24 protein-coding genes and 1 pseudogene are annotated in these 24,332 nt (G+C 64.4%); 10 read left to right on the top strand and 15 right to left on the bottom strand.

Features of this window, described 5'->3' with window-relative positions; translation table 11 throughout:
* Positions 1–149: 149 nt before the first annotated feature.
* Complete coding sequence (hemA, locus tag WHZ77_RS03320; protein WP_375312378.1) at positions 150–1,379, bottom strand: 5-aminolevulinate synthase; 1,230 nt, start codon at positions 1,377–1,379, stop codon at positions 150–152.
* Between the two features lie 271 nt (positions 1,380–1,650).
* Here hemA and aroQ point away from each other — a divergent pair, with 271 nt between their 5' ends.
* Positions 1,651–2,082, top strand: coding sequence for a type II 3-dehydroquinate dehydratase (aroQ, locus tag WHZ77_RS03325; RefSeq protein WP_375312379.1), 432 nt, complete (start codon positions 1,651–1,653; stop codon positions 2,080–2,082).
* A 55-nt stretch (positions 2,083–2,137) separates the two neighbouring features.
* On the opposite strand, the gene WHZ77_RS03330 is transcribed toward aroQ, so the two are convergent.
* The 4 genes from WHZ77_RS03330 to WHZ77_RS03345 all read right to left on the bottom strand — a co-directional run bounded on the left by WHZ77_RS03330 (position 2,138) and on the right by WHZ77_RS03345 (position 6,921).
* Complete coding sequence (locus tag WHZ77_RS03330) at positions 2,138–3,199, bottom strand: MBL fold metallo-hydrolase (RefSeq protein ID WP_014439448.1); 1,062 nt, start codon at positions 3,197–3,199, stop codon at positions 2,138–2,140.
* Between the two features lie 133 nt (positions 3,200–3,332).
* A complete protein-coding gene (locus tag WHZ77_RS03335) occupies positions 3,333–5,483 on the bottom strand; it encodes a methyl-accepting chemotaxis protein (RefSeq protein ID WP_375312380.1) in 2,151 nt (716 codons plus the stop codon).
* A 168-nt stretch (positions 5,484–5,651) separates the two neighbouring features.
* Positions 5,652–6,377, bottom strand: a complete 726-nt coding sequence (locus WHZ77_RS03340) for an outer membrane protein (protein WP_375312381.1) — start codon at positions 6,375–6,377, stop codon at positions 5,652–5,654.
* 223 nt (positions 6,378–6,600) lie between these two features.
* Positions 6,601–6,921 carry a hypothetical protein gene (locus WHZ77_RS03345; protein WP_375312382.1) on the bottom strand — a complete coding sequence of 107 codons (321 nt, stop codon included), beginning with the start codon at positions 6,919–6,921 and terminating at the stop codon, positions 6,601–6,603.
* 121 nt (positions 6,922–7,042) lie between these two features.
* On the opposite strand from WHZ77_RS03345, the gene WHZ77_RS03350 reads away from it, so the two are divergent.
* Positions 7,043–7,390: a hypothetical protein gene (locus tag WHZ77_RS03350; protein WP_375312383.1), complete on the top strand. Its 348-nt coding sequence runs from the start codon at positions 7,043–7,045 to the stop codon at positions 7,388–7,390.
* Between the two features lie 121 nt (positions 7,391–7,511).
* The gene (locus WHZ77_RS03355; RefSeq protein WP_375312384.1) at positions 7,512–7,799 is read left to right on the top strand and encodes a hypothetical protein; all 288 of its coding nucleotides are present in this window, start codon (positions 7,512–7,514) and stop codon (positions 7,797–7,799) included.
* A 19-nt stretch (positions 7,800–7,818) separates the two neighbouring features.
* On the opposite strand, the gene WHZ77_RS03360 is transcribed toward WHZ77_RS03355, so the two are convergent.
* From WHZ77_RS03360 to WHZ77_RS03370, 3 genes are all read right to left on the bottom strand, one after another.
* Positions 7,819–8,328, bottom strand: coding sequence for a PaaI family thioesterase (locus WHZ77_RS03360; RefSeq protein ID WP_375312385.1), 510 nt, complete (start codon positions 8,326–8,328; stop codon positions 7,819–7,821).
* A 124-nt stretch (positions 8,329–8,452) separates the two neighbouring features.
* Positions 8,453–8,662: a hypothetical protein gene (locus WHZ77_RS03365; protein ID WP_375312386.1), complete on the bottom strand. Its 210-nt coding sequence runs from the start codon at positions 8,660–8,662 to the stop codon at positions 8,453–8,455.
* Entirely contained in the window at positions 8,659–8,832 is a 174-nt protein-coding gene (locus WHZ77_RS03370; protein ID WP_375312387.1) for a hypothetical protein, read from the bottom strand. The genes WHZ77_RS03365 and WHZ77_RS03370 overlap by 4 nt, the downstream gene beginning before the upstream one ends.
* A 337-nt stretch (positions 8,833–9,169) precedes the next feature.
* Between WHZ77_RS03370 and WHZ77_RS03375 the strand changes: the two genes are divergently transcribed.
* Positions 9,170–9,439, top strand: coding sequence for a hypothetical protein (locus tag WHZ77_RS03375; RefSeq protein ID WP_375312388.1), 270 nt, complete (start codon positions 9,170–9,172; stop codon positions 9,437–9,439).
* A 17-nt stretch (positions 9,440–9,456) separates the two neighbouring features.
* Here WHZ77_RS03375 and WHZ77_RS03380 read toward each other — a convergent pair.
* The 4 genes and pseudogenes from WHZ77_RS03380 to WHZ77_RS03395 form a co-directional block, all read right to left on the bottom strand.
* Positions 9,457–11,075: pseudogene (locus WHZ77_RS03380) on the bottom strand (ABC transporter ATP-binding protein).
* A gap of 2 nt (positions 11,076–11,077) precedes the next feature.
* Positions 11,078–11,917: an ABC transporter permease gene (locus WHZ77_RS03385; RefSeq protein ID WP_375312389.1), complete on the bottom strand. Its 840-nt coding sequence runs from the start codon at positions 11,915–11,917 to the stop codon at positions 11,078–11,080.
* Positions 11,914–12,885: an ABC transporter permease gene (locus tag WHZ77_RS03390; protein ID WP_014439459.1), complete on the bottom strand. Its 972-nt coding sequence runs from the start codon at positions 12,883–12,885 to the stop codon at positions 11,914–11,916. Before WHZ77_RS03390 ends, WHZ77_RS03385 begins: the two co-directional genes overlap by 4 nt.
* A 99-nt stretch (positions 12,886–12,984) precedes the next feature.
* Positions 12,985–14,535, bottom strand: coding sequence for an ABC transporter substrate-binding protein (locus WHZ77_RS03395; RefSeq protein ID WP_375312390.1), 1,551 nt, complete (start codon positions 14,533–14,535; stop codon positions 12,985–12,987).
* Positions 14,536–14,745: 210 nt separating this feature from the next.
* Between WHZ77_RS03395 and WHZ77_RS03400 the strand changes: the two genes are divergently transcribed.
* Positions 14,746–15,375: a TetR/AcrR family transcriptional regulator gene (locus tag WHZ77_RS03400; protein ID WP_375312391.1), complete on the top strand. Its 630-nt coding sequence runs from the start codon at positions 14,746–14,748 to the stop codon at positions 15,373–15,375.
* Positions 15,376–15,580: 205 nt separating this feature from the next.
* On the opposite strand, the gene WHZ77_RS03405 is transcribed toward WHZ77_RS03400, so the two are convergent.
* Positions 15,581–15,892, bottom strand: coding sequence for a hypothetical protein (locus WHZ77_RS03405; protein ID WP_014439463.1), 312 nt, complete (start codon positions 15,890–15,892; stop codon positions 15,581–15,583).
* A gap of 177 nt (positions 15,893–16,069) precedes the next feature.
* Between WHZ77_RS03405 and irr the strand changes: the two genes are divergently transcribed.
* Positions 16,070–16,549 (top strand): Fur family transcriptional regulator Irr, encoded by a 480-nt coding sequence (irr, locus tag WHZ77_RS03410; protein ID WP_375312392.1) that lies wholly within the window; start codon positions 16,070–16,072, stop codon positions 16,547–16,549.
* A gap of 18 nt (positions 16,550–16,567) precedes the next feature.
* Here irr and WHZ77_RS03415 read toward each other — a convergent pair whose 3' ends face one another.
* Positions 16,568–18,118 carry a winged helix-turn-helix domain-containing protein gene (locus WHZ77_RS03415; protein WP_375312393.1) on the bottom strand — a complete coding sequence of 517 codons (1,551 nt, stop codon included), beginning with the start codon at positions 18,116–18,118 and terminating at the stop codon, positions 16,568–16,570.
* A gap of 133 nt (positions 18,119–18,251) precedes the next feature.
* Here WHZ77_RS03415 and mddA point away from each other — a divergent pair, with 133 nt between their 5' ends.
* Positions 18,252–19,040 (top strand): methanethiol S-methyltransferase, encoded by a 789-nt coding sequence (gene mddA / locus WHZ77_RS03420; protein WP_375312394.1) that lies wholly within the window; start codon positions 18,252–18,254, stop codon positions 19,038–19,040.
* A gap of 206 nt (positions 19,041–19,246) precedes the next feature.
* Entirely contained in the window at positions 19,247–19,669 is a 423-nt protein-coding gene (locus WHZ77_RS03425) for a GFA family protein (RefSeq protein ID WP_014439467.1), read from the top strand.
* A 51-nt stretch (positions 19,670–19,720) separates the two neighbouring features.
* Here WHZ77_RS03425 and WHZ77_RS03430 read toward each other — a convergent pair whose 3' ends face one another.
* Positions 19,721–21,277, bottom strand: a complete 1,557-nt coding sequence (locus tag WHZ77_RS03430; RefSeq protein WP_375312395.1) for a winged helix-turn-helix domain-containing tetratricopeptide repeat protein — start codon at positions 21,275–21,277, stop codon at positions 19,721–19,723.
* A 315-nt stretch (positions 21,278–21,592) separates the two neighbouring features.
* On the opposite strand from WHZ77_RS03430, the gene pcaB reads away from it, so the two are divergent.
* Positions 21,593–22,954, top strand: a complete 1,362-nt coding sequence (gene pcaB, locus WHZ77_RS03435; RefSeq protein WP_375312396.1) for a 3-carboxy-cis,cis-muconate cycloisomerase — start codon at positions 21,593–21,595, stop codon at positions 22,952–22,954.
* Positions 22,955–23,066: 112 nt separating this feature from the next.
* On the top strand, positions 23,067–24,323 hold the full coding sequence (locus WHZ77_RS03440) for an aminopeptidase (RefSeq protein WP_014439471.1): 1,257 nt from the start codon (positions 23,067–23,069) through the stop codon (positions 24,321–24,323).
* The last annotated feature ends 9 nt before the right edge of the window (positions 24,324–24,332 follow it).

The following is a 24,332-nucleotide window of genomic DNA, read 5'->3' on the forward strand; positions in this document are numbered from 1 at the left end:
CTCGCCCCGCTTGCGGGGAGAGGGTGGGGTGAGGGGGGCTCTCCGCGGAGACGGTGATAGCTGGACTCGCGGAGACCCCCCTCACCCGGATTGCATCTGGCGATGCGATCCGGCCTCTCCCCGCAAGCGGGGCGAGGCGAAAGAAAAGCCTACTCCGCTGCCAACGATTTTTCGCGGAGCTGCAGGCCGAGTCGGTCCCACACTTGCAGCAGGGCTTCGGCGAGCCGATCGATCAGGCCGTCGTCGTGATAGGGCGAGGGCGTGATGCGCAGCCGTTCGGTGCCCTTGGCGACCGTCGGATAATTGATCGGCTGGATGTAGATGCCGTGCTCTTCGAGCAGCAGATCGGAGGCCTGCTTGCACTTCTCGGCATCGCCGATGAACAGCGGCACGATGTGGGTGTCGCTCGACATCACCGGCAGGCCGGCGGCGTTGAGGATCGCCTTGACGCGCGCGGCGCGGTCCTGGTGGCGCTCGCGCTCCCAGTTCGAGGTCTTCAGGTGCTTGATCGCCGCGGTCGCGGCCGAGCAGATCGCCGGCGGCAGCGCGGTGGTGAAGATGAAGCCCGGCGCATAGGAGCGCACGGCGTCGATGATCTGGCCGTTGGCGGCGATGTAGCCGCCGAGGCAGCCGAACGCCTTGGCCAGCGTGCCTTCGAGAATGTCGATGCGATGCATGACGCCGTCACGCTCGGCGATGCCGCCGCCGCGCGGTCCGTACATGCCGACGGCATGAACTTCGTCGACATAGGTCATCGCATTGTACTTCTCCGCGAGATCGCAGATCTTCGCGAGCGGGGCGACGTCGCCGTCCATGGAATAGAGGCTCTCGCAGGCGATCAGCTTCGGCCGGTTCGGGCCGGCAGCCTTCAGCTTCTCTTCGAGGTCGGCGAGGTCGTTGTGGCGGAACACGACGCGCTCGCAGCCGGACTGGCGGATGCCTTCGATCATCGAATTGTGGTTGAGCTCGTCCGACACGATCAGACAGTTCGGAATGAGCTTTGCGATGGTCGCGATGCCGGTCTGGTTCGAGACATAGCCCGAGGTGAACAGCAGCGCGGCTTCCTTGCCGTGGAGATCGGCCAGCTCGGCCTCGAGCTGCACCAGCGGATGATGCGTGCCGGCGATGTTGCGGGTGCCGCCTGCGCCGGTGCCGACGCGCGTCGCGGTCTCGACCATGGCGCCGACCACCTTCGGGTGCTGGCCCATGCCGAGATAATCGTTGGAGCACCAGATCACGACGTCGCGCTTGCCCTTGGGCGAATGCCAGAGCGCATGCGGGAACCGGCCGGCGATACGTTCGAGGTCGGCGAACACGCGATAGCGCCGTTCGGAGTGGAGACGATCGAGGGCGGAATTGAAGAACTGGGCGTAATCCATCGGCAAAACCTGCAACGGAACCGGACCAAGGGGCCGCATCTTTTAGAGCGTTTTCAGCTCCAATGTCTATGCGCTATCCCACATTTGGCCACGAGGGGCATTTGGGCAAAATGCCCTATCGTGCGATTTGAAACTTGATCCCGATCAAAGAGCTCACGGGCTTATGCCATGCTGCTATGCGGTATGTGTCGCGAGGGGCGATGTAGTGGCCTCATCCTGCCGTGGGCCCGGCCAGACAAATCAGCAGACTATCATTCGAAAGGAGCGTTCTATGAAGCGCGTGATGATTCTCAACGGTCCCAACCTCAATATGCTCGGCATACGCGAGCCGCACATCTACGGCACGACGACGCTCCAGCAGGTCAATGCGAGCTGCGAGGAAACCGCCGCGAAGCTCGGGCTCAAGGTCCCCTTCCATCAGTCCAACCACGAGGGCGTGCTGGTCGATTTGATCCAGTCTGCGCGGCAGGACGCCGATGCCATCATCATCAATCCGGCTGGCCTGTCCTTCACCTCGGTCTCGATCATGGACGCGATCAAGACGTTCGAAGGTCCTGTGCTCGAGGTCCACATCTCCAACATTCACGCCAGAGACGAATATCACCGCCATTCGAAGATCTCGTTCGTGGCGTCAGGCGTGATCTGCGGACTGGGGCCGTTCGGCTACATCGCGGCCCTGCACGCGATCGCGAACATGAAGTGAGCTGGCTCCACAACATCGTCATGGCCGGGACAAGCCCGGCCATTGGCGCCACCGCTCATGTCGTCCTGAACTGGAGCACGCCGTCCTTCGTCTCGGCCGTCAGCCGGCCCTCGACGATCATGTAGTTGACGTGGGCGACGAGCTCGCCGGCGGCAAAACCCATCTGGTGCTCGTCCAGCACGTGCTTGTTGAACACGACAGGCACCAGGGCGCGCGAGGTCTGCGGCACCTCGCGGCAGGCTTCCGCGATCAGGCTGCAGCGCTCCTCGTGATGATCGGCGAGCTGCTTGATGCGGGTCTTCAATCCGTAGAACGGCACGCCGTGGCCGGGCAGTACGAGCAGGTCATAGGGCAGGGTGGTGGTGAGGCTTGCGAGCGAGGCCAGATATTCGCCGAGCGAGTTCTGGTCGGGCTCGACCGCCCACACGCTGACATTCGGCGAGATCTTGCTGAGCACCTGATCGGCGGAGAGGAACAGCTTGTCGTCGGCGCAATACAGCATCACCTGGTCGAGCGCGTGGCCGCCCCCGGTGATCACCTTGAAGCGGCGCGTGCCGATCACGACCTCGTCGCCATGCGAGATGCGGCGGTAGGACGGCGGCAGCACCGAGACACGCTTGAGATAATCCTGGCCGCGGCCGAGCAGTTTTTCGGTGAGCGACTCGTCCATGCCGTGGCGGCGGAAGAACAGCCGCTGCGCCTCGCGCCGCTCTTCGGTGCCGCGATTCTGGTGATAGACCGATTGCAGATATTCGACCTGCGACATCACCAGCGGGCAGTTGAAGCGGTCGACGATCCAGCCCGCAAGGCCGACGTGATCAGGGTGCGAGTGCGTGACGATCAGGCGCGTGATGTTGACGCCCTTCAGCGGTCCCTCGAACAGCCTGGTCCAGGCCTCGATGGTCTCCTCGTTGCCGAAGCCGGCGTCGATCATCGCATAGCCGTCGCCATCGGCGAGCAGGTAGATGTTCACGTGGTTGAGGCGGAACGGCAATTTCAGCCGCGCCCACAGCACGCCGGGCCTGACCTCCACGACCTCTTCTGGGCCGGGATGCTGGTCCCAGGGGTAACGCAGTGCCTCGGCCGAGGACTGCGCGGTGTCGGTTTTCGCGTTCATGCTATCGGCTTAAACCCACCGCGCGCGGCGCGCCAGCCGAAAAAGGACGCGAGGCGCTGCCCGCATAGCGGTCATTCCCGGGCCGTTTTCCGTAGCCCGGATTGCGTTCGGCACCCGGGCTGCGGGCGGCGGCCTACGCCGCCCGCATGTTGTTGAGGAACGCATCGATCTCCCCGCGCAGCAGGTCGGCTTCGCGGCGGAGTGCGTCGGAGGCACCCAGCACCTGGCTCGCCGCAGTACCGGCCTCGGCGGATGCCGTGGAGACGCCCACGATGTTGCTCGAAACCTCGCTGGTGCCGCCGGCGGCATGCTGGATGTTGCGGGCGATCTCGCGGGTGGCCGCGCCCTGTTCCTCGACGGCGGCCGCGATCGTCGTCGTGACATCGTTGATCTCGCCGATGATCCGGCCAATGCCCTGGATGGCGCCGACTGCCGAGGTCGTGACCGACTGCATGCTGGCGATCTGGGTGCGGATCTCTTCCGTTGCCTTCGCGGTCTGGCTCGCGAGGCTCTTCACCTCGGACGCGACCACCGCGAAACCGCGGCCGGCCTCGCCCGCGCGCGCCGCCTCGATGGTGGCGTTGAGTGCGAGCAGATTGGTCTGCGAGGCGATGGTCTGGATCAGGTCGACGACGACGCTGATGCGGCTCGCGCCGTCGGCGAGGCTCTGCACCGTGGCGTCGGTCGCGCCGGCCTCGTCGACCGCCTTCTTGGCGATCTCCGCCGAGGTGACCACCTGGCGGCTGATCTCGGCGATCGAGGACGACAATTGCTCGGTGCCGGCCGACACCGTCTGCACGTTGACCGAGGTCTCCTCCGCGGCGGAAGCGACCGCGTTCACCAATGCGTTGGACTGGTCCGCGGTGTTCGACATGCTCTGCGCGGTCGACTGCATCGAATTGGCCGACTGCGCGAGATTGTCGAGCGCATTGCGCACCGTGCTCTCGAACTCTGCGATCCTGGCTTCCATGCGCGCGGCACGCTCGGCCTTGGCCGCGCGGTCCTTGTCCTGCTCGCTGGACATCGCGCGGGCCTCGATCATGCTCTCGCGGAACACCTGCAGCGTGTTCGCCATCACCGAGATTTCGTCGTTGTGGTTCTTGGAGCGGTAGGTTTCGGTCTCGAGGTCGCCGTTCGCGAGCAGCTGCATGGATTGATGCAGCGCGCCGATCCGGCGCAGGATGTTGCGGCCGACATAAAGCCAGACGAACAGCGCCGAGCCGACCAGCATCAAGGCGCCCAGCGCCAGCATGGCCGTGGTGGCGAACGAGATTTCCTGACGCGCCTGGAAGGTCGACGCGTTGGTCTCCTTCTGCACACCCTCGACGAGCTGCTGCACGCTGATGCCGAGGCCGACATTGAGCTTGCGGGTCTCGTCCAGGATGGTCTGGCCGTAGTCGATGGAGTCGAGCTCCTTCTGGCGGATCTTGAACACGCCGGTCTTGCCTTCGCCGAAGGCGAACAGCTTCTGCACGGCGTCACGCATCGCCTGCATCGAGGCCACCTTGGGCAGGTCCTCGAGGTTCGACTTGACGCGGTCGCGCGTCGCCTTGAATTCCTTCTCGATCACTTCCAGCGTGTCGCTGTTGTTGGCCGAGAGCGCCGCCATCATGTCGGCGGCCATCAAATTGCCGTTGGCGGAGACCATCGATATTTGGGCGACGGAGCGGGCGGCTTCGGTGGCATCGTCAGCGGAGACTTCTGCCGCGCCGAGGATCGCGTTGAGGCGCGTCTGGGCGTCCAGCATCGCCGGACCCGCCGCGCCGACGAAGGCGAGCTGGGCCTTGCGCAGCGCTTCGTATTGCTTGTCGTGCAGTGCGCCGGTGTCGAGCCGTTCGCGGGCCGCCGAGACCAGGCTCTGGGTCGCCTCGTCGATGCTCTTGGCGGTGTCTTGCAGCGCGGTCGCGGTCTGCTTGTCGGCGCCGAGCTCGATGATCTCGCCGAGCTTGGCCATGGCGAGCTGCTGGATGTCCTTCACGCTCTTGGTGCGCTCGTTCAGCGCCTCATCGGATGGCGATGCCAGCAGGCCCGGGCCTTGGGCTGCGAGCGTTGCGCTCTGCGAGGCGAGCTGGAGGCTGGCGGAGAGGCGCGGGATGTCGCGGCCGCTCAGATCCATCATGGTCGCGCCGAGATGATTGAAGACGAAGCCGGCGCCGGCTGCGATCACGAGGCCCATGCCCGCGATCAATGCGAAAGCGGCGAACAGGCTGCCGCGCACGCCCCACCTTGGCATCTTGAAACGAGGCTTGAGACGGCCAAGAAGGCCACCAATACGGATCGCCATCGGAATTCCCCCACTCGTGATCTTTATATTTTCGCGGCGGAGTATCCTCAGCTCGGGTTAAAAAATCGCAAGTTGCACAATCGGTTGCATCTGTTCCGCACAGCGAAAAAGAAAGGGCCGGCAGAATTGCCGGCCCTTGATGATGCAGGAGATTTTCGTCAGGCGCGATCAGTAGCGCGCGACCGCCGAGTTGGCCCAGTTGAAGCGGTAGTTGACGCCCGCCTTGATGGTGTGGTCGTCGGTGGTGAAGTTGCCGGTGCCGGCCAGCGGGCCCGCGGTGAAATGCGCGTCGCCGAAATTGTAGTACTGGTACTCGGCCTTGGCCGACCAGTTCGGGGCGAACATGTATTCGAGGCCGGCGCCGACGGTGTAGCCATTGCGGTGGTCGCCATCGATGATGAAGCCGGTCGGCACGCCGCCGACGGTCACCTTCTCGTTGTTGTCGGAATAGGCGTAGCCGCCCTTCACGTAGAGCAGGCCGGGACCCCAGGTGTAGCCGACGCGGCCGGTGATCGAGCCGAGGCCACGCTGGTCGTTGGTGTAGGCGACGCCGCCCGGGAACACCGCGCCGACGCTGCCGGAAAGCCAGGAATACTGGCCTTCGACGCCGACCACGAAGTTCGGGTTGAACTGCCAGTCCGCACCGACCTGCACGCCGCCGAGGAAACGGCCGTTGCCGTTGTTGCCGGTGGAGAGGCCGTTGAAATTGTTGTCGCTGGAGAACGCACCGCCGAGATGCGCACCGAGGTAGAAGCCGGTCCAGTTGTAGATCGGCGCGGCATAGGCCGGCGCGGGCGCCTTGTAGTAGTTGCGGTTGCCGAGATCGGCACCGATCGCCGGCGCAGCAGCGCCCACCACGAGCAGCGCGACGGTCGCAAACAGAATCTTCTTCATGGTCTTCAACTCCAACACTCTAGGTCCCCGGAAGGCGCCGTCCGCGCCGTCATTGGTTTTGCAGATAGCTCGCTTTTGACGAAAATGCTGTCACATCCGTGGCACAGCGACAGCCAACCTAACTTATTGGGCTGTAAATGGTTTTTGTACTTAATGTCGGCTTAAGAAGTGGTGAAGGAAGGCTTAACTTCGCAAGCTTCGGGTAACTTGTGCGCGCCTTTCGTTAACCAAGACGCCGCCGCGCCTCATCGCGCATCTGCTCGCGGAAGGCTGCGCGCTTGGCGGGCCGGTCTTCCTCGCGCACGTCGTGACGATCGAAGATGTCAAACTTCTCCAGGATCGGATAGCGCTCGCTGGCCATGGCCAGCACGCGCAACACCTTGGTCGCCTCGACGGTCGGGCCGCTGACCTCCCAGCGCCTGACCGTGACGGCACCACTCGCCGCCGGCAGGCCGCACAATTTGGCCATGTCGGCGACGGTGAGCTCCCGGCCGAGCACCTCGGACAGGTCGGCGCGCAATTGCTTCAGTTCAGGGCCCGTCATGTCACCTCGATACGCGAAGTCGCTGAGGTGAATGCACTAGCGCTGATTCGGGTCCATCCGAAGGCGGGCATGACCGTGCTAGTCTCGCGCTGCCGGTTCAGCGTCAGCGAGGGGACATCCCATGCCCGTGTTCAAGCTGCCCTTGTCGGGGGACGTCGTGCAGTCCATCAGCCCGATCACGTCGTTCTTCAGCCCAACCGGCGGCCAGTTCGGCCTCGTCAACATTACCGTCGGGCAATCCTCGGCGCCCGAGGTCGAGAAGGATTTGCTGTCCGACGTCGGCAGCTATGGCAAGCAGATCGGCCAGATCGGAGATGCGCTGCTGGCCGTGATCGAGCATCTCGAATCCGGCACCGATTGCGCGCTCGGAGAGGACAGGGCGATCGTCGCCTTCAAGGAGCTCATGCATTCGGTCGCGACCGTGAAGGAGCGGCATGATCGCCATGCTCGCCGGCCGAAGCGGGGATGAACGCGTAAGGCGTCGCCTTGGGATATTCGCGCGTGCACGGAGTTATGAACGGGAGGCCTCTGGAAGTCTTCTGGCGAATGAACAGATGTCGTAAGGGGCCTTAACGACGGAAGGATCAGGCATGACAAGCATCAAACTCGCCATTGCCGCACTCATTACGACCGGACTGCTTGCCGCGCCCTACGCGGCGGATGCGAAGAAGCACCGGTCGGGTCGATATTACAACACGAGTGCGGTGGCCCCGGCCGATGGGAGTGCCGGATCGGCGACGACGCAGGGGAGGCCCGCTTACGGGTCATCCGGACAGACGGTCGGTACGGTCACGGCGCCATCGATCGGAACGTACAATTGGCCGTCGGTGGGCGTGACCAACGCGGTCCCGACCTGGAGCAACACCAATCCGCGATGATGAGCGATCGCGCCGCTCGTCAGCCTTCCGCGCCGCCCTTCTCGATCCCGAACACGAGGCAGGTCGTCGTCGCGTGCGCGAGCAGCCGGCCCTTCGTATCGGTGATGCGCGCTTCGGCGGTGGCGACCCGGCGGCCGGCGTTCAGTACGCGACCTTCGGTGCGGATCGTGCCGCTGGCCTCGCTCATGCCGCGCACGAACGAGATCTTGAATTCCAGCGTCGTGTAGCCGGTGCCCGCCGGCAGCGTGGTCTGCACCGCAAGCCCCATCGCTGAATCCAGCAGGATCGCGGCATAGCCACCGTGCACCGAGCCGATCGGATTGTAATGACGCAGGCCCGGCACGCTATGGATCACGACAATTCCGGGCTCGGCCGTGCAGTCGAACGGCTCGACCGTCTGCATGATCGGCGGCTCGGGCAATTGCCGCGCGAAGATCGCGCGGACGAAATCAAGCCCCGGCATCGATGCCATGACGTCGATGGGCACGACACCGTACTCGATGGCCTTGCCGGATGTGTCGTCAATCATCGCTCGCCCCAGACTCTCGATAAGATGACAAAGATCATATGATGAGGGTGGCGAAGGAGTCAAAAGGCAGCTCTCGGCGCGACCAACCGGATCGCGCGCTGTTTCCGTCGAACGATCTCCGGGCTCAGGCGCCCCTGCCGGTCTGTTGACCGAACACGCAGCGCCATCCAGCCAGGCGCTCGGCCGGATGCTGGTTCATCCACTCGGCGAGCTGCGGCGCGCCCATCAGGCAGGACTGCATCGAAACGTTCGCGAACTCCGACGTGGTGACGATCTGCTCGTGACAATTCGCTGGCGAGGAAAGGCTGCACAGCACCGCGACGATCTTGATCACGCCAGATTTCCCACGTCGCCGCCGCCCGCGCGGCCGATCGACGCCGTATCCCGCCGTTCGCCGGCCGGGTCAGCCGGCGGAAAGATGCTGTCATAGATCGCGCGTGCCTCCTTGATGAGGCGAACACGCTCGCGTTCGGACTTCGAGACAAACTGAATAACCTGGCCCATGTCGGCTCCAATAGATCGGCAGATCCATCATCAAATGACGGAAATCATCTATTAGCATATGGGGTGCGGGCTTCGCGTTTGCCGCCGCTCAGGCAGTCACAAGGGATAAAATGCCCGTGACCGTACGACTACGGGTGGAATGAACACCGCGCAGATGCGCCATCCTCCTACGGCCGGTGCGTGCCGTTGCGGCATCGTAACGGAGTGTTGAGACCGGCAGCCAGGCCCCGATGCGGCACATTCTCGCCTGTGTGAAGTTATTGAATTGCTCATTGCTCGAGCCGTTCGACAACCGAACCGCCGACGCAATCGAGGGACCGCCTCGAAAGGACTAGCCATGACGAGAACGAAACGTTCTATTGCCGCGCTCATCGCCATCGGATTAGCGGCATCACCGTTCGCCGCAAGCGCGCAGACATCGGGAACGGGCGCACAAAACAGCACGCACAGCCCCCTCGGAGCGCCGGTACAACAAGGCACGATCGGGAGTTCCGGGCAGACTGTCGGGACGGTGACGGCGCCGTCGGTCGGAACGTCTACTCAGCCATCTGTCGGCGTCACCAACTCAGTCCCCACCTGGAATAACACCAATCCACCGGCCAGGTAGCGGCCGCGATTACTTGCTCACGCCGCCGGCGCGCGTTCCTTGCGTCCCGGCACTGCAGCCAGCAACTCGCGCGTATAGGCGTGCTCCGGCGCGGCGAACAGCTGCGCGGTCGGCTTCAGTTCGACGATTACGCCGCGCTGCATCACTGCGATGCGGTCGCAGATTTGGGCGGCGACGCGCAGATCGTGGGTGATGAACAGCATCGAGAGGCCAAGGCGCGCCTTGAGATCCTCGAGCAGCCTCAGGACCTGTGCCTGGACGGAGACGTCGAGCGCGGAGACGGCTTCGTCGGCGACGATGATCTCGGGCTCGAGCGCGAGAGCGCGCGCGATGCCGATGCGCTGGCGCTGGCCGCCGGAGAATTCGTGCGGGTAGCGGTCGAGCGCGCCGGCGTCCAGGCCAACCATCTTCAGGAGATCGCGGGCGCGGTCGAAGGCGACCTTCGGGTCGGTGCCGGCCGCGATCGGACCGTCGGCGATGATGTGACCGACCTTGCGCCGCGGGTTGAGCGAGGCGAACGGGTCCTGGAAGATCATCTGGATACGATGACGTTCGGCGCGCAGCGCCTTGCCGAGAGTGAGGTGAGATCGGTCTCGCCGATCCGCACCGTGCCGCGGTCGGCCTCGATCAGCCGCATCACCAGACGCGCCACCGACGATTTGCCGGAGCCTGATTCGCCGACGAGGCCGAGCGTCTCGCCCTTGAGGATGTTGAAATTGACCTCGCGCGCGGCATCGACGCGGCGGTCCTTGCGAAACCAGCCGCCTGAGGTGACGTAGGTCTTGTCCAGCCCGATGACCTCGACGGCCCTGGCCTGGTCGTCTAGCGGCTGGCGTGCCGGCGGGTCTATCGATGGCACGGCGGCGAGGAGCGCCTTGGTGTAGTCGTGCTGCGGGTTGTTGAAGACGGTCGCGGCGGGGCCTTCCTCCACGACCTTGCCATGGCGGAGCACCACGACCTGGTCGGCGATGTCTGCGACGACCCCGAAATCATGGGTGATGAACATCACCGCCATGTTGCGGTTGCGCTGCAGGTTGCGGATCAGCTTGAGGATCTGCGCCTGCGTGGTGACATCGAGCGCGGTGGTCGGCTCGTCCGCGACCAATACGGCCGGCTCGAGTGCGAGCGCCATCGCGATCATGGCGCGCTGGCGCTGGCCGCCGGACAGCTGGTGCGGATAGGCGCGAACGATTCGTTCAGGGTCGGGCAGGCCGACCTCGCGCGCCAGCGACAATGCCTTGGCGCGCCGCTCTCTCGGCGTCAGCAGGCCGTGGGCCTCGAACATTTCCGCCATCTGGTCGCCGATCCGCATCAACGGATTGAGCGCGGTCATCGGCTCCTGGAAGATCATCGCGAGCCTGCGGCCACGCAAATCGCGCCAGCCGTCCTCGTCGAGCTTGAGCAGGTCGCGGCCCTCGAACATGATCTCGCCGGAGGTGGTGGAGACCGTGTCGGGCAACAGGCCCATCAGCGCATGCGCGCACATCGATTTGCCGGAACCGGACTCGCCGACGACGCAGACGATCTTGCCGGCCCTCAGGTCGAGCGAGATGCCGTCGACCGCGAAGGGACGTTCGGCACCCCTGGGCAGCGCGATCTGCAGATTTTTGATTGAAACGGTGGCTGGCGCGGCCATGGTCAACGCCCCTCGCGCGACAGGCGCGGATTGAGCGCGTCGTTGAGGCCCTCGCCGATCAGGTTGAGGCCGAGCACCGAGATCAGGATGGCGACGCCGGGAAACACGGTGATCCACCAGGCCTGGCGGATCACGGTGCGGCCGGCGCCGACCATGTAGCCCCAGGAGATCAGATTGGGATCGCCGAGGCCGAGGAAGGCCAGCGAGGATTCCAGCAGGATCGCGGTCGCCACCATCAGCGAGGCCAGCACGATTACCGGCGACAGCGCGTTGGGCAGGATCTCACGCAGGATGATCCAGGTGTTGCTCTGGCCGGTGACGACGGCGGCCTGGACGTATTCGCGCGTGCGCAGCGACAGCACCTCGCCGCGGACGAGGCGGGCGACCGGCGGCCAGCTGACCACCGCGATCGAGGCGACGATGGAGTAGATCGACGGCTGCAGGATCGCGACCAGCACGATCGCCAGCGCGAAGCTCGGAATGGTCTGGAAGAACTCGGTGAAGCGCATCAGGGCGTCGTCGACCTTGCCGCCGAAATAGCCGGCCATGGCGCCGATCGGCACGCCGACGACCAGCGCCACCAGTGTGGAGACCAAGCCCACAAGCAGCGACACGCGTGCGCCAAAAATCATGCCGGCGAACACGTCGCGGCCGAGCGCATCGGTGCCGAGCGGCACGGTCGAGAGCGTGAAGGGCGGCAGGAACGGCCGCTGCACCATGCGCCAGGGCGAGTTCGGGAACAGCATCGGCCCGAACACCGCGACCGAGATCGCGAGCAGGAGAATGATGAGCCCGATGACGCCGCTCGGGCTCTTCAGCATCGATTTCCAGAACTGTTTCATGAGGCGAATTCGATGCGCGGATCGACCAGGCGATAGACCAGGTCGGTGATGAGGTTGAAGATCAGGACCATCGCCGAACAGATCACGAAGACGCCGAGCAACAGATTGTAGTCCCGCTGCAGCAGTGCGTCGTACATCAGACGCCCGATGCCGGGCCAGGCGAACACGGTCTCGGTGATGACGGCGCCGCCGATCAGCGTGCCCGAATGCACGCCGGCGAGCGTCACGACAGGCAGCAGCGCGTTTCGCAGCACGTGGCGGCGCTGGATCACTGCATCGGTGAGGCCCTTTGCACGCGCGGTCTTGACGAAGTCGAGCCGCTTGACCTCCAGCATCGAGGCGCGCGTCATGCGGGTGTAAGTCGCCATGAAGAACAGGCCGAGCGTCATTGCCGGCATGATCAGGTGCGCACCGACGTCGAGCGCGTGCGCGAAGCCGGTGAGGTTGGCGCCGACGGTCTCGTAGCCGAAGCTCGGCAGCCAATCCATCGTGACCGAGAACAGCAGGATGCCCATCAGCGCCACCCAGAAGATCGGCATGGCGTAGAAGATCAGCGCAAAGACGGTGATGGCGGTATCGAGAAACGTTCCGGCAAAGCGCGCGGCAAAGGTTCCGAACAGCACGCCGAGCATCAGCGAGATCGCGAACGCCGTCAGCGTCAGCAGCAGCGTCGCCGGCAGCCGCTCGGCGATCAGCTTCACGACCGGCGCCTGCTGACGGAAGGAGAAACCGAGGTCGAGGGTGACGACGCCCTTGACGTAAATGAAGAGCTGCTCGGGCAGCGGCTTGTCGAGACCGAACTTTTCCCGCAGTTGCTTGACGAAGACTTGGTCACTGGCGCCGGCCTCGCCAGCCATCACGACTGCGGGGTCGCCTGGCGCAAGGCGGATCAGGAAGAAATTGAGGACGACGATCGCGAGCAGGACGATCACGCCCTTCACGACACGCTGAGCGACGAAGGAGAGCATATTAGAGAGTCATACCGGTGGGGTGACCTGCAGCCGCGGAGGCGAGGGTGCTCTTAGAGCACCTCTTCCCGCGGGCGGGGAGAGGTGAAAGAGCAGGGCTCACTTGTCGAGCCATGCGTCCTTGAAGCCGTCATTGACGCCGATCCCGGTGGTGATCAGGTTCTTGACCTTGCAGCGGGTGATGGTCGGGAATTGCAGCTCGAGCATCCAGGCCACCGGCACGTCCTCGACGAGAATCTTCTGCGCCTTCTCGTAGATCTCCTTGCGCTTGGAGTCCGGCGTCGCGACGGCGCCATCGGCAAAGAGCTTGTCGATCTCGGGGTTGGAGTAACCCTCGACGTTGTTGAACACCTGGCCCTTGGCGATGTTGCTGGAGATGTAGTTGCGGCCGACGCCGAGCGCGGGGTCGCCGTACTGGTAGAGATAGGTGAAGGCGATGTCATAGTCCCAGTCGCCGATCTTCTGGTTGCCGCCGGCAACGTCGGTGGCGATGGTCTCGATGTTCATGCCGACGTCCATGAGGTTCTGCTTCACCGCTTCACCCCAGCGCTGCCAGGTCTCGCCATAGGCGAGCGGCAACAGGCGGATCTTCTCGCCCTTGTAGCCGGCTTCCTTCAGCAGGGCCTTGGCCTTGGCCGGATCATACGGATATTTCGGCACGTCGGCGGTGTAGTATTTGATGGCCGAAGATGAAGGGCCGGTCGCAACCTTGCCGAGCCCGTTCCAGATCACGTCCTTGGCGAAGTCACGGTCGATCGCATACATGATCGCCTGCCGCACCCGCTTGTCCGCGAGCGGACCCTGGCGGTTGTTCAACCACAGCCAGGCCAGCGGCGAGAAGAACTCCCAGCCGGCACCGGTGACGCAGGTGTCCTTCAGCTTGGACAGCCGCGGCACGTCGAAGTTCTCGACCGAGCCACCGGGCAGCACGTCGACTTTGCCGGTCTCGTAGGCCACCGAGCGCGCGGCAGCGTCGGGGATGATCTGCCAGTAGATCTCGTCGATATAGGGCTTGCCCTTCTCGTAATAGTTCGGGTTCTTGACCAAGCGGATGAACGAGCCCTTCTGCCATTCCTTGAACATGAAGGGGCCGGTGCCGACCGGCGCGTTGTTGTAAGGGTTGGTCTTGAAGTCGGTGCCTTCATAGAGATGCTTCGGCACCATCGGCATCGAGCCCACTTCGAAGATGCCGAGGAACGGGCCGAACGGCTGCTTCAGCGTGAACACCACCGTGTAGTCGTCCGGCGCCTCGACCTTGTCGACCTGCGCGAGGTTGGTGCGGGCGCGGGCGTGGGTCTGCTTCAGCATCTCGATCGAGAACAGCACGTCCGCGGCGGTGAAGGGCTTGCCGTCATGCCAGGTGACGCCCTTCCTGAGCTTGAAAGTATAGGTCCTGGCGTCCTCGCTGACGCTCCAGCTCTCGGCGAGCTCCGGCTGCGGCTCGAGCTTGGGGCTGTAGCGAAGCAGGCCCTCGAAGATGTTGCCTGACACCATCTGGGTCGGACCGTTCTGGATCATCGCAAGCATCAGGCCGGGCGGCTCGGGCTGGATCACCGCGTTGATCACACCCCCTGTTTTCGGCTCTTGCGCCAGTGCCGAGGCCGTGAGGCCGCAAGCCAGAAGGACACCAAGCAACACTCGTTTTGACATGTCGTATCTTTCTCAAGCGAGACCAGCCGCAAACGCTTCGCACGTCATGGCGCGCAAAGCTACGGCAGGCCCAGTCCCCGTCCGATATCGAGGCTCACACAGTCTCATTCGACGCCGCAAGATGAAAGTCTCGACAGCGTTCGCACAAAAAATGTACAGCGCGTCCTGTTTTCCCTTGATTCATGATCTTGCCGCGGAGACAAGTCGGCCATGGACAATGCCACACGCTCCGAACGGTCCCGCAACGCCGCGCTCGAGGCGGCGATCGCGATCATCGCGCGTGACGGGCCCGGCCGGTTGACGCTCGATGCGATCGCGCGCGAGAGCGGCCTGAGCAAGGGCGGCGTGATGCATCAGTTCCGCACCAAGGAGGCGGTGCTCAAGGCGTTGCTCGATCGGCAGATGGCGCATTTCGAGGAGTTTTCGAACGATTATCACGCCAAAGTGGGCGCGACGTCTGTGAACCCCGAACTTGCCACCCAGCTTGCGACCGTGCGGGAAGCCGCCAGTGCGCCGAATTCGGCGGCGCTGGCGCTGGTTGCGGCCATGGTCGAAAATCCGGAGTTGATGTCGCTGCCGCGCGAGCGCGAGATGAAGCGTGTTGCGGCGATCAAGGCCGAGGCGGCCGATCCCGATCTGGCGCTGTTGCGCTGGGCGGCGGCGAGGGGCCTGCTGCTGAGCGGCCTGTTCGGCATGTCTCCGCTCAGCAAGGGGGAGCATGATCGGCTGTTTTCGCGTCTGCTCGACGACAAGCAGTGGACCGGCCTCGAACAGCCGGCTGACCCGCGCGCCGCGAAATCGGGCGCAGCGAAGGCCGCGCCCCCGCGCAAGCGCAGCTGATTCATCGTTAACGAATTCCTGCCAGCGACTGCCCAAATCCGCGCCTGCGGCCAAATGCGCCACGGGGCCATTTTCGTATTTTACAAACCGTCTAGTTGGTTTACAAGCGGAGGCACTGACGGCCCGAGGCTTCTGACATCGCGCCGGACGACGCCTTGCAGCGGCCCCGAAGCCGATGCAGGCGAAAGCGAAGTAGGGCGCGGCTTCAGGACGTCCGCAGCGCCCGCTGCAATTCGGCAAGCGCCTCGACGAGTTGCTCACGGTGCGCGATGTCGTCCTTGGGGAGGGCGGCGACGCTGCCCGCGAGCTCGCGCAGGATGCCGGCGAGCAGGCCGAAATTGAGGTGCAGATGCACCGATTTGCGTTCGTCTGTCGCGCCCGGGTGCTGCAGCACCAGCGCAACGCCGCTGCCGTCGAGACGCGCCTCGAACCGCGATGAATGCTCGAACGTGCCGACATAGAACTTGTCGGGATATTCGAGCGCGATCTCTGCCTTGTCGGGAACCGGCTTGGACATGTCAGCCTCATCAATATCACGTCATTCTGGCCGGGAAAGAGCCGGGCCGCCTTGCGATAGGTCAGAGGCGGATCCGCTACGAGTTTGATCCGGATCAAAGCCTGGCCGCCGCTGCTGCGATCTGATGTTGAAACGCGTCAAGCTTCGCGTTCCCGGTCAAGTGCGAGTGCGTCGGCGATGGATGTCCTTTCCAGCCTCCCCGAAACGGATTCAGATTCAGACGACCTCGCCATCCCCCCCGCGGACGAGGCCGCGGCGCGCTGTGCGCAACTGCTTCGCGATGCCGGCCTCCGGCCCACGCGTCATCGTCTGGCGCTCGCCCGGATGCTGCTGCTCGGCGATCACCGTCACGTCACCGCGGAAGGCCTCTATGACGAGGCGATGGCCGCCAATCTGCGACTGTCGCTCGCGACCGTCTACAACACGCTGAACCAGTTCACCGATGCTGGTCTGCTGCGCCGGATCGCCGCCGACGGGATCAAGTCGTTCTTCGACACCGATACATCGGTGCATCCGCACTTCTATCTGGAGGGTGAGGATATCCTGGTCGACGTCGCCGGCGGGCTCGCCTTCACCAAGGTGCCGGCCGCGCTTCCCGGACACGAGATCACGCGGCTCGACGTCATCGTCCATTTGCGGCGGAAGCGCCTGATGTAGCCGGGGCATGACGGTCGTCTACCGCAACCCCGCGCGCCGGAACCCCTCCAGATAGTGCTCGCGATCGGCTTCATTGGCCCACGGCAGCTGCGTCGCGATCCAGTGCAGCGAGATGTTGGGCTGGGTGCGACGGAGTTCGCCCAGCGCCGTCTCCGCGAGCAGGCTGTCGCCGGTCATGCCGGCGGACACCGCAAGCACGCGATAGGCGCCGGTGAGGTCGCCGCGGTGGCGGATCGCCTCGCGCGCCAGCGCGATCGCTTCGAGGTAGCGCTGCTCGGTGAAGCGCGCATAGCCGGCGATGCCGTGATAGATCGCCAGCGACGGATCGCGCGGCGAGAGCCGGATCGCCCGTTGTGCCGCCTCGAACGATTCTGCGGATCGTCCGGCATAGGACAGCGCCAGCGCGTAATAGCCCTGCGCCAGCGAGAAGTTCGGGTTGAGCGCGAGCGCCTGCTCGAACTCGGAGAGCGCGTCCGCAAGCCTGCGCGTCGAAAAGCAGACGCTGCCGAGCGCGGCATGCGCCCAGGCATCTTCGTGGTCGCAGCGCACCGCGGCGAGCGCGGCGGCCTCCGCCACCGGCGCGATCGCGGCAAGCTCGGCCCAGCCGAGATGCACGCCGAACATGTGATTCGCCGCCAGCACCGCCAGCGCCTGGCCGTAGTCCGGATCGATCGCGATGGCGCGCTCGAGCAGCGCTTGCGCCGCTCCATGATCCTGCCGCGTCACGCGCCAGTAGTGCGACAGCGCGCGCATCAGCAGGTCCCACGCGTCGAGGCTCGCGGGTGGCTTGCGATGGCTGCGGAAATTCTCCGCCGCATGGATCTGCGGCTCAATTGCCGCGGCGATCGCGTTGGTGATCTCGTCCTGCACGGCGAAGACGTCGACGAGTTCGCGGTCGTAGCGTTCGGCCCAGAGATGGCCGCCGGTGGTAGCGTCGTTGAGCTGCGCGGTGATGCGCACGCGGTTGTCGGCCTTGCGCACGCTGCCCTCGACGACGTAGCGGACCCCGAGCTCCTCGGCGATCTGCCTGATGTGGACCGCGCGTCCCTTGTAGGTGAAGGACGAGTTGCGGGCGATCACCATGAACCAGCGCTGCTTGGACAGCGCGGTGAGGATGTCTTCGCTGATCCCGTCGCCGAAATATTCCTGCGCGGGATCGCCGCTCATGTTTTCGAAGGCGAGCACTGCGATTCCCGGGCGGTCCGTCGCGATGCGCGCCGGGGGAGGGGCGGGTTCGGCTGGCGCGAGCGTGAGGGCCGCTTCCTCCCGGACGTCGCCGACGAAACGAAAGCCCTTGCGCGGGATGGTCTTGATCAGCCGCTGAGTCGCGCCGTCGTCGCCGAGCGCCTTGCGCGCCGCGTTGATCCGGCTGTTCAGCGCTGAATCCGAGACGATGCGATCGCTCCAGATCTGGCTGATCAGGTCATCCTTGCTGACCACTCGGGCGCGCTGCGCGACCAGATAGAGCAGGAGATCGAACACTTGCGGCTGCAACGGCACGGCTGCGCCGCCGCAGGTGAGCTCCCGCAGGTCGCCGTCGAGCACGTTGTTTTCAAAGAGAAATCGCACGTTTCCGTCGTCTCAAGCAAAAATCAAAGTCGTCTCAGGCGAAAATCAACCGTCCGCGAAAGCCTGGGGCCGTCCGATCCGGCATGGTGCGAAGACCAAACAGTGCCGATGCCTCGGCACAACGGAGCGTCTTATGACCCAACTTGATCACCATGTTCATTCCATCGGCCCGGAGGTTGCGGGCTCTCGTATTTTCAAGTTCATCGCCTTTCTGTACGGAATTGCGGCATATCTCGTGTTTTTCGTCACCATTCTCTACGCCATCGGCTTCGTCATGGGGCTGGTGGTGCCGAAGACCATCGACACCGGAACCGACACGCCGGCGGCTGAAGCCGTCATCGTCAATCTGCTGCTGATGACGCTGTTCGCCGTTCAGCACAGCGTGATGGCGCGCCAGCGCTTCAAGGCGTGGTGGACGCAGTTCGTGCCCAAGCCGGTCGAGCGGAGCACCTATGTGCTGTTCGCGAGCCTGTCATTGCTGCTCCTGTTCTGGCAGTGGCGCCCGATGCCCACGGTCATATGGGATGTCGGAAACCCCGATCTCGCCGTGACGCTGGTCACGCTCTCCTTCGCGGGCTGGGTGCTGGTGTTCACCTCGTCCTACATGATCAACCACTTCGAGTTGTTCGGCCTGCATCAGGTGACCAACCATCTCATCGGCAAGGAGGCGGCGCCGACACGCTTCAAGACGCCGATGCTCTACAATTTCGTGCGTCACCCGATCTATCTCGGCTTCATCATCGCGTTCTGGGCCGCGCCGGTCATGACCGCGGGCCATCTGCTGTTCGCGACCGTGACCACGATCTACATCTTCGTCGGCATCGCGCTGGAGGAGCACGACCTCGTCGAACTTTTCGGCGACGAGTACCGGCAGTACAAACAACGGGTGTCGATGCTTATTCCCTGGCGCAGGTCAGTATAGTTCGCGCGTCTTTCCGTCGCGTCCGCCGAAAGGAGGACGCGCGGCGGCGTTGAGGCGCGTAACTGATCTTGCCGGATTCCTCCTCCATCGTTTATCGGGGTGATTCCCCCTCACCCCGAAGCCTCTCCCCGCATCCCTCGTCGCCGCGATTTCGGCGAACAGGAGCGGGGAGAGGAATTCCAACCCTCATCAACGGAGACGACCAAATGAAACATGTCGGAAACTGCTTCTGTGGCGCGGTCACGATCGAGGTCACGGGCGAGCCGGCGGCGATGGGCTATTGCCATTGCCGTTCCTGCCGTTCGTGGTCGGGCGGACCGGTGAACGCCTTCAGCCTGTGGAAGCCCGAAGCCGTGCGCATCACCGAGGGTGCCCAGCACGTCGAGACCTTCGCCAAGACGCCGCTCAGCCAGCGCAAATACTGCAAGAAGTGCGGCGGTCATCTCATGACCAACCATCCGCCGCTCGACCTGATCGACGTCTTCTCCGCCACCATCCCCACGCTCGCCTTCACGCCCGGCGTCCACGTCAACTATTCCGAGACGGTGCTGCCGATGCGCGACGGCCTGCCGAAGTTGAAGGATTTTCCGGCCGAGTTCGGCGGCAGCGGCGAGATGATGCAGGAGTAGCATACACTACGTTCTTCCCTCTCCCCGCCAGCGGGGAGAGGGAGACAGTCTTCACCTCATGCCCGCGCGCCGAAACCCTTCGAGATAATGCGCGCGATCCTCGGCGCGCAGCATCGGCAGTTCGCGCGTGAGCCAGGCGAGCGAGAGGCCGGGCTGGGTACGTTGCAGGCCTTGCAGTGCGGACGCCGCCAGTTCAGGATCTCCCAACATGCCGGCGGCGGCGGTCAGCACGCGGTGGGCGCCCACGAAATCGGCGCGCTGCCGCATCGATTCACGCGCCATCTGCACGCTCGCCTCGTAATTGCGGCCGATGAACTGCGCATAGGCCGCAACACCGCAATAGATCGCCGCGAGCGGATCGCGCGGGCTGAGCCGCAGCGCGCGGCGCGCGGCCACATCGCCGTCCTGCCATCGTCCCGCGTAGCACAGCGTCACGCCATAGAAGGCGTGCGCCATCGCAAAATTCGGATTGAGCGTCAGCGTCAGTTCGAACTCCGCCAGCGCGTCGTCGAAGCGGCGGCGGAATAGATAGGTATAGGCGAGGCCGTGATGGGCCCAGGCGTCCTCGCGATCGGCCTCCACCGCCGCAAGCGCTGCCCGTTCGGCGACCGGTACGGTCGCGGCCATGTCGGCCCAGCCCATATGCGCGCCGAAGATATGGCTGGTCGCGAGCAGGCCCAGCGCCTTGCCATAGGCCGGATCGATCGCGGTCGCCTGTTCGAGCAATGCCTGCGCGGCGGCATTGTCCTCGCGCGTGATACGCCAGTAATGCGACAGCGCGCGCATCACCAGGTCCCAGGCATCCAGGCTGCCGGGAGGCTTCTGCTGGGCGCGAAAGCTTTCGGCGGCGTAGAGCTGCGGCTCGATCGCGGCGATGATCGCTTCGGTGATCTCGTCCTGCACGGCAAAGATGTCGGCGAGCTCGCGGTCGTAGCGCTCGGCCCAGAGATGGCTGCCGGTCGAGACGTCGTTGAGTTGGGCCGAGATGCGCACGCGATCGCCGCTCCGTCGCACGCTGCCTTCGAGCACATAGCGAACGCCGAGCTCGCGCGCGACCTCGTGGATGTGCACCGCGCGCCCCTTGTAGATGAAGGAGGAGTTGCGCGCGACGACGAAGAACCAGCGCAGCTTCGACAGCGCGGTAATGATGTCCTCGCTGATGCCGTCGGAGAAATAGTCCTGCTCGCGGTCGCCGCTCATATTGGTGAAGGGCAGCACCGCGATCGCAGGCCGGTCCGGCAGCGCGAGCGCCTGCGGCGCCTGGGCGAGGCGGCCGAGCTCCGGTGGCACCGCGCCGAGCTGCGTCTGGACATCGCCGACGAAGCGAAAGCCCTTGCGTGCGATGGTGCGGATCAGCGCCTGGTTCGCGCCATTGTCGCCGATCGCCTTGCGCGCCGCGTTGATCCGGCTGGTGAGGGTGGATTCCGAGACGCTGCGTCCGTGCCAGATCTTGTCGATCAGCTCGTCCTTGCTGACCACCCGGTCGCGGTTTTCCATGAGGTGGACGACCAGGTCGAAAACCTGCGGCTCTACGGCCACGGGAACCTGCTCGCGGCTCAGCTCGCGCCGATCGGTATCGAGAAGGTGGTCCCGGAACATGAACTGCACGTCGAAAACTCAGTCCTCACAACGACATCAGGCAATGATGAAATCAAAATGGTCTTTGACTTGTAGTCTGTGAGTCCACCGAGCGGTCGACCGGGTTCACCACGATCGCGTGATGGCAGCCATGCCGTTTTCGGGGAGGAATACAACCTCGGCGAGAATGCGACGATGTGAGGCGGATTATTTGCCTCGTCATTCCGGGCTCGCGCCAAATGGCGCGCCCCGGAATGACGGGAGTAACGGGCTTTGTCCATTGCCGAACACCGTCGCTTGCGTAAGCTGCGCCCACATAAAAACGCCAACCACAAAGAAACGCCCATGCCCGCTTTTCCCGCCTCGACCACCGTGATCGACTCCATGCTGTTCCGCGACGCATTCGGTACGCCCGAGATGCGCGCGGTGTTTTCCGACGTCGCGCTGGTCGGGCGCTATGCCGAGGTCGAGGTCGCGCTGGCGAAGGCGGAAGCAAGGTGCGGTGTGATCCCGCAGGACGCCGCCGAGCAGATCGCGGCGCGGACGGACGTCTCCGCGCTCGATTTCGACCTGTTGCGGCAGGAGACCGACATCGTCGGCTATCCGATCCTTCCTTTGGTGCATCAGATGGTGAAGCAATGCGGCGAGGCCGGCCGCTACGTGCATTGGGGCGCGACCACGCAGGACATCATGGATACCGCGGTGGTCCTGCAATTGCGCGCGGGGCTCGAACTCGTCGAGCGCGACATCAGCGAGCTGCGAAAAGTCCTCGCGGACCTCTCGAAGCGCTATCGCGACACGCCGATGGCCGGCCGCACTCATCTCCAGCAGGCGCTGCCGGTGACCTTCGGTTACAAGACCGCGATCTGGCTCGCGATGTTCGATCGCCATGCCGAGCGTCTGGCGCAATTGAAGCCGCGCGTTCTGGTCGGCCAGTTCGCCGGCGCCGCCGGTACGCTCGCCTCGCTCGGCAACAAGGGGTTCGAGGTGCAGGAGGCGCTTTGCGCCGAGCTGAAGCTCGGCGTTCCCGCCTCGACCTGGCACGTCGCCCGCGACGGCTTCGCCGAGGCGGTCAATTTTCTCGCGCTCGTCACCGGCTCGCTCGGCAAGATCGCGCTCGACATCATGATCATGGCCTCCACCGAGTTCGCCGAGGTCTACGAGCCCTTCGTCAAGGGCCGCGGCGCGTCCTCGACCATGCCGCAGAAGCGCAACCCGATCTCCTCGGAGTTGATGCTCGCAGCAAGCAAGGCGGTGCGCCAGCACGCCGGCCTGATGCTGGATGCCATGGTGCAGGATTTCGAGCGCGCCACCGGACCCTGGCACGCCGAATGGATGGCGATCCCCGAAAGCTTCGTGCTCTCCGCCGGCGCGCTGCACCAGGCGAAGTTCGCGCTCGCCGGCCTCATCGTGGACGAGGCGAAGATGAACGACAATCTCGGCATCAGCCGCGGCCTGATCGTGGCCGAGGCGGTCATGATGGGGCTGGCGCCCCAGATCGGGCGGCAGGAGGCGCATGACGTGGTCTATGATGCCTGCCGGCTCGCCAACGAGAAAGGTCTGACGCTGGCGGACGCGCTCTCGTCCGACTCCCGCGTTTCGACCCGCATCGACCGCGCCACGATCGATGCGCTGACTTCACCGAAAAATTACCTCGGCCTTGCGCCCGCCATGGTCGATCGGGTGCTGAAATCGGCAACGCGTTGAAAACCAAAATGCGCGAAATTGCGTATCTTTCATATTTCGCAAGGTGCTCGCGCACTTGTGTCTCGCGATGCTAGACTTAGATTGAACGGAAGATTTCGGCAGAGGATCCCGCATGACTGACCACCGCAATTCCGCCACTCCCATTGATCCCGTGAAACTCGACCGGCTGGCTGAGGTCGCGGTGAAGGTGGGCCTGGGCTTGCGGCCGGGACAGGATCTGCTCTTGACGGCGCCCGCCATCGCGCTGCCGCTGGTGCGGCGGATCGCCGTTCACGCCTACAAGGCCGGCGCCGGCATCGTGACGCCGATCCTGTCGGATGAGGAGATGACGCTGGCGCGCTATCGCCACGGCCACGACGACAGCTTTGATCGGGCCGCCAACTGGCTCTACGAGGGCATGGCGAAAGCGTTCTCGAACAATACCGCGCGGCTTGCGATCGTCGGCGACAATCCGATGCTGTTGTCGGGTGAAGATGCTTCCAAGGTCGCGCGCGCCAGCAAGGCAAATTCCATCGCCTATCAGCCGGCGTTGGAGAAGATTGTCAATTTCGATACCAACTGGAACATCATCGCCTATCCGAGCGCAGCGTGGGCCAAGCTGGTGTTTCCCAACGATCAGGAAGAGGTCGCGATCGGCAAGCTCGCGGACGCGATTTTCGCCGCGTCCCGCGTCGATCGCGAGGACGCCACGGCCAATTGGGCGAGTCACAATGCGGTGCTGCGCGAGCGCACCAACTGGCTCAACGGCCAGCGTTTCCGCGCGCTGCAGTACTCGGGACCGGGGACCGACCTCACCATCGGGCTCGCCGACGGCCATGAATGGGAAGGCGGCGCCTCGCTGTCCAAGAACGGTATCAGCTGCAACGCCAACATCCCGACCGAAGAGGTCTTCACCACGCCGCATTGCCGGCGCGTCTACGGACATGTCGTAAGTTCGAAGCCGCTGTCCTACCAGGGCACGCTGATCGACAACATCGCGGTGCGCTTCGAGGACGGCAGGATCGTCGATGCCAAGGCCTCGCGCGGCGCGGAGGTGCTGAACAAGGTGCTCGACACCGACGAGGGCGCGCGGCGGCTCGGCGAAGTGGCGCTGGTACCGCATTCCTCGCCGATCTCGCAGAGCGGGCTGTTGTTCTACAACACGCTGTTCGACGAGAACGCGGCCTCGCACATTGCGCTCGGTCAGTGCTATTCGAAGTGCTTCGTCAACGGCGCCCAGCTGACGCCGCAACAGATCGCGGCCCAAGGCGGCAACCAGAGCCTGATCCATATCGACTGGATGATCGGCTCGTCCGAGACCGACATCGACGGCATTCTGGCCGACGGCAGCAAGGTGCCGGTGTTCCGCAAGGGCGAGTGGGCAAAGTAGAATTCTCTC

It is taken from the genome of Bradyrhizobium sp. A5 (genome assembly GCF_042076515.1).
Lineage (GTDB): Bacteria > Pseudomonadota > Alphaproteobacteria > Rhizobiales > Xanthobacteraceae > Bradyrhizobium > Bradyrhizobium cosmicum.

Coding starts and splice junctions, on each gene's coding strand:
- aroQ (WP_375312379.1), top strand. CDS start 1,651: ATGAAGCGCGTGATGATTCTCAACGGTCCCAACCTCAATATGCTCGGC.
- WHZ77_RS03345 (WP_375312382.1), bottom strand. CDS start 6,921: ATGACGGGCCCTGAACTGAAGCAATTGCGCGCCGACCTGTCCGAGGTG.
- WHZ77_RS03350 (WP_375312383.1), top strand. CDS start 7,043: ATGCCCGTGTTCAAGCTGCCCTTGTCGGGGGACGTCGTGCAGTCCATC.
- WHZ77_RS03390 (WP_014439459.1), bottom strand. CDS start 12,885: ATGCTCTCCTTCGTCGCTCAGCGTGTCGTGAAGGGCGTGATCGTCCTG.
- WHZ77_RS03405 (WP_014439463.1), bottom strand. CDS start 15,892: ATGTCCAAGCCGGTTCCCGACAAGGCAGAGATCGCGCTCGAATATCCC.
- WHZ77_RS03370 (WP_375312387.1), bottom strand. CDS start 8,832: ATGGGCCAGGTTATTCAGTTTGTCTCGAAGTCCGAACGCGAGCGTGTT.
- WHZ77_RS03440 (WP_014439471.1), top strand. CDS start 23,067: ATGACTGACCACCGCAATTCCGCCACTCCCATTGATCCCGTGAAACTC.
- pcaB (WP_375312396.1), top strand. CDS start 21,593: ATGCCCGCTTTTCCCGCCTCGACCACCGTGATCGACTCCATGCTGTTC.
- WHZ77_RS03340 (WP_375312381.1), bottom strand. CDS start 6,377: ATGAAGAAGATTCTGTTTGCGACCGTCGCGCTGCTCGTGGTGGGCGCT.
- WHZ77_RS03425 (WP_014439467.1), top strand. CDS start 19,247: ATGAAACATGTCGGAAACTGCTTCTGTGGCGCGGTCACGATCGAGGTC.
- WHZ77_RS03360 (WP_375312385.1), bottom strand. CDS start 8,328: ATGATTGACGACACATCCGGCAAGGCCATCGAGTACGGTGTCGTGCCC.
- WHZ77_RS03355 (WP_375312384.1), top strand. CDS start 7,512: ATGACAAGCATCAAACTCGCCATTGCCGCACTCATTACGACCGGACTG.
- WHZ77_RS03335 (WP_375312380.1), bottom strand. CDS start 5,483: ATGGCGATCCGTATTGGTGGCCTTCTTGGCCGTCTCAAGCCTCGTTTC.
- WHZ77_RS03400 (WP_375312391.1), top strand. CDS start 14,746: ATGGACAATGCCACACGCTCCGAACGGTCCCGCAACGCCGCGCTCGAG.
- mddA (WP_375312394.1), top strand. CDS start 18,252: ATGACCCAACTTGATCACCATGTTCATTCCATCGGCCCGGAGGTTGCG.
- WHZ77_RS03385 (WP_375312389.1), bottom strand. CDS start 11,917: ATGAAACAGTTCTGGAAATCGATGCTGAAGAGCCCGAGCGGCGTCATC.
- irr (WP_375312392.1), top strand. CDS start 16,070: ATGGATGTCCTTTCCAGCCTCCCCGAAACGGATTCAGATTCAGACGAC.
- hemA (WP_375312378.1), bottom strand. CDS start 1,379: ATGGATTACGCCCAGTTCTTCAATTCCGCCCTCGATCGTCTCCACTCC.
- WHZ77_RS03375 (WP_375312388.1), top strand. CDS start 9,170: ATGACGAGAACGAAACGTTCTATTGCCGCGCTCATCGCCATCGGATTA.
- WHZ77_RS03330 (WP_014439448.1), bottom strand. CDS start 3,199: ATGAACGCGAAAACCGACACCGCGCAGTCCTCGGCCGAGGCACTGCGT.
- WHZ77_RS03395 (WP_375312390.1), bottom strand. CDS start 14,535: ATGTCAAAACGAGTGTTGCTTGGTGTCCTTCTGGCTTGCGGCCTCACG.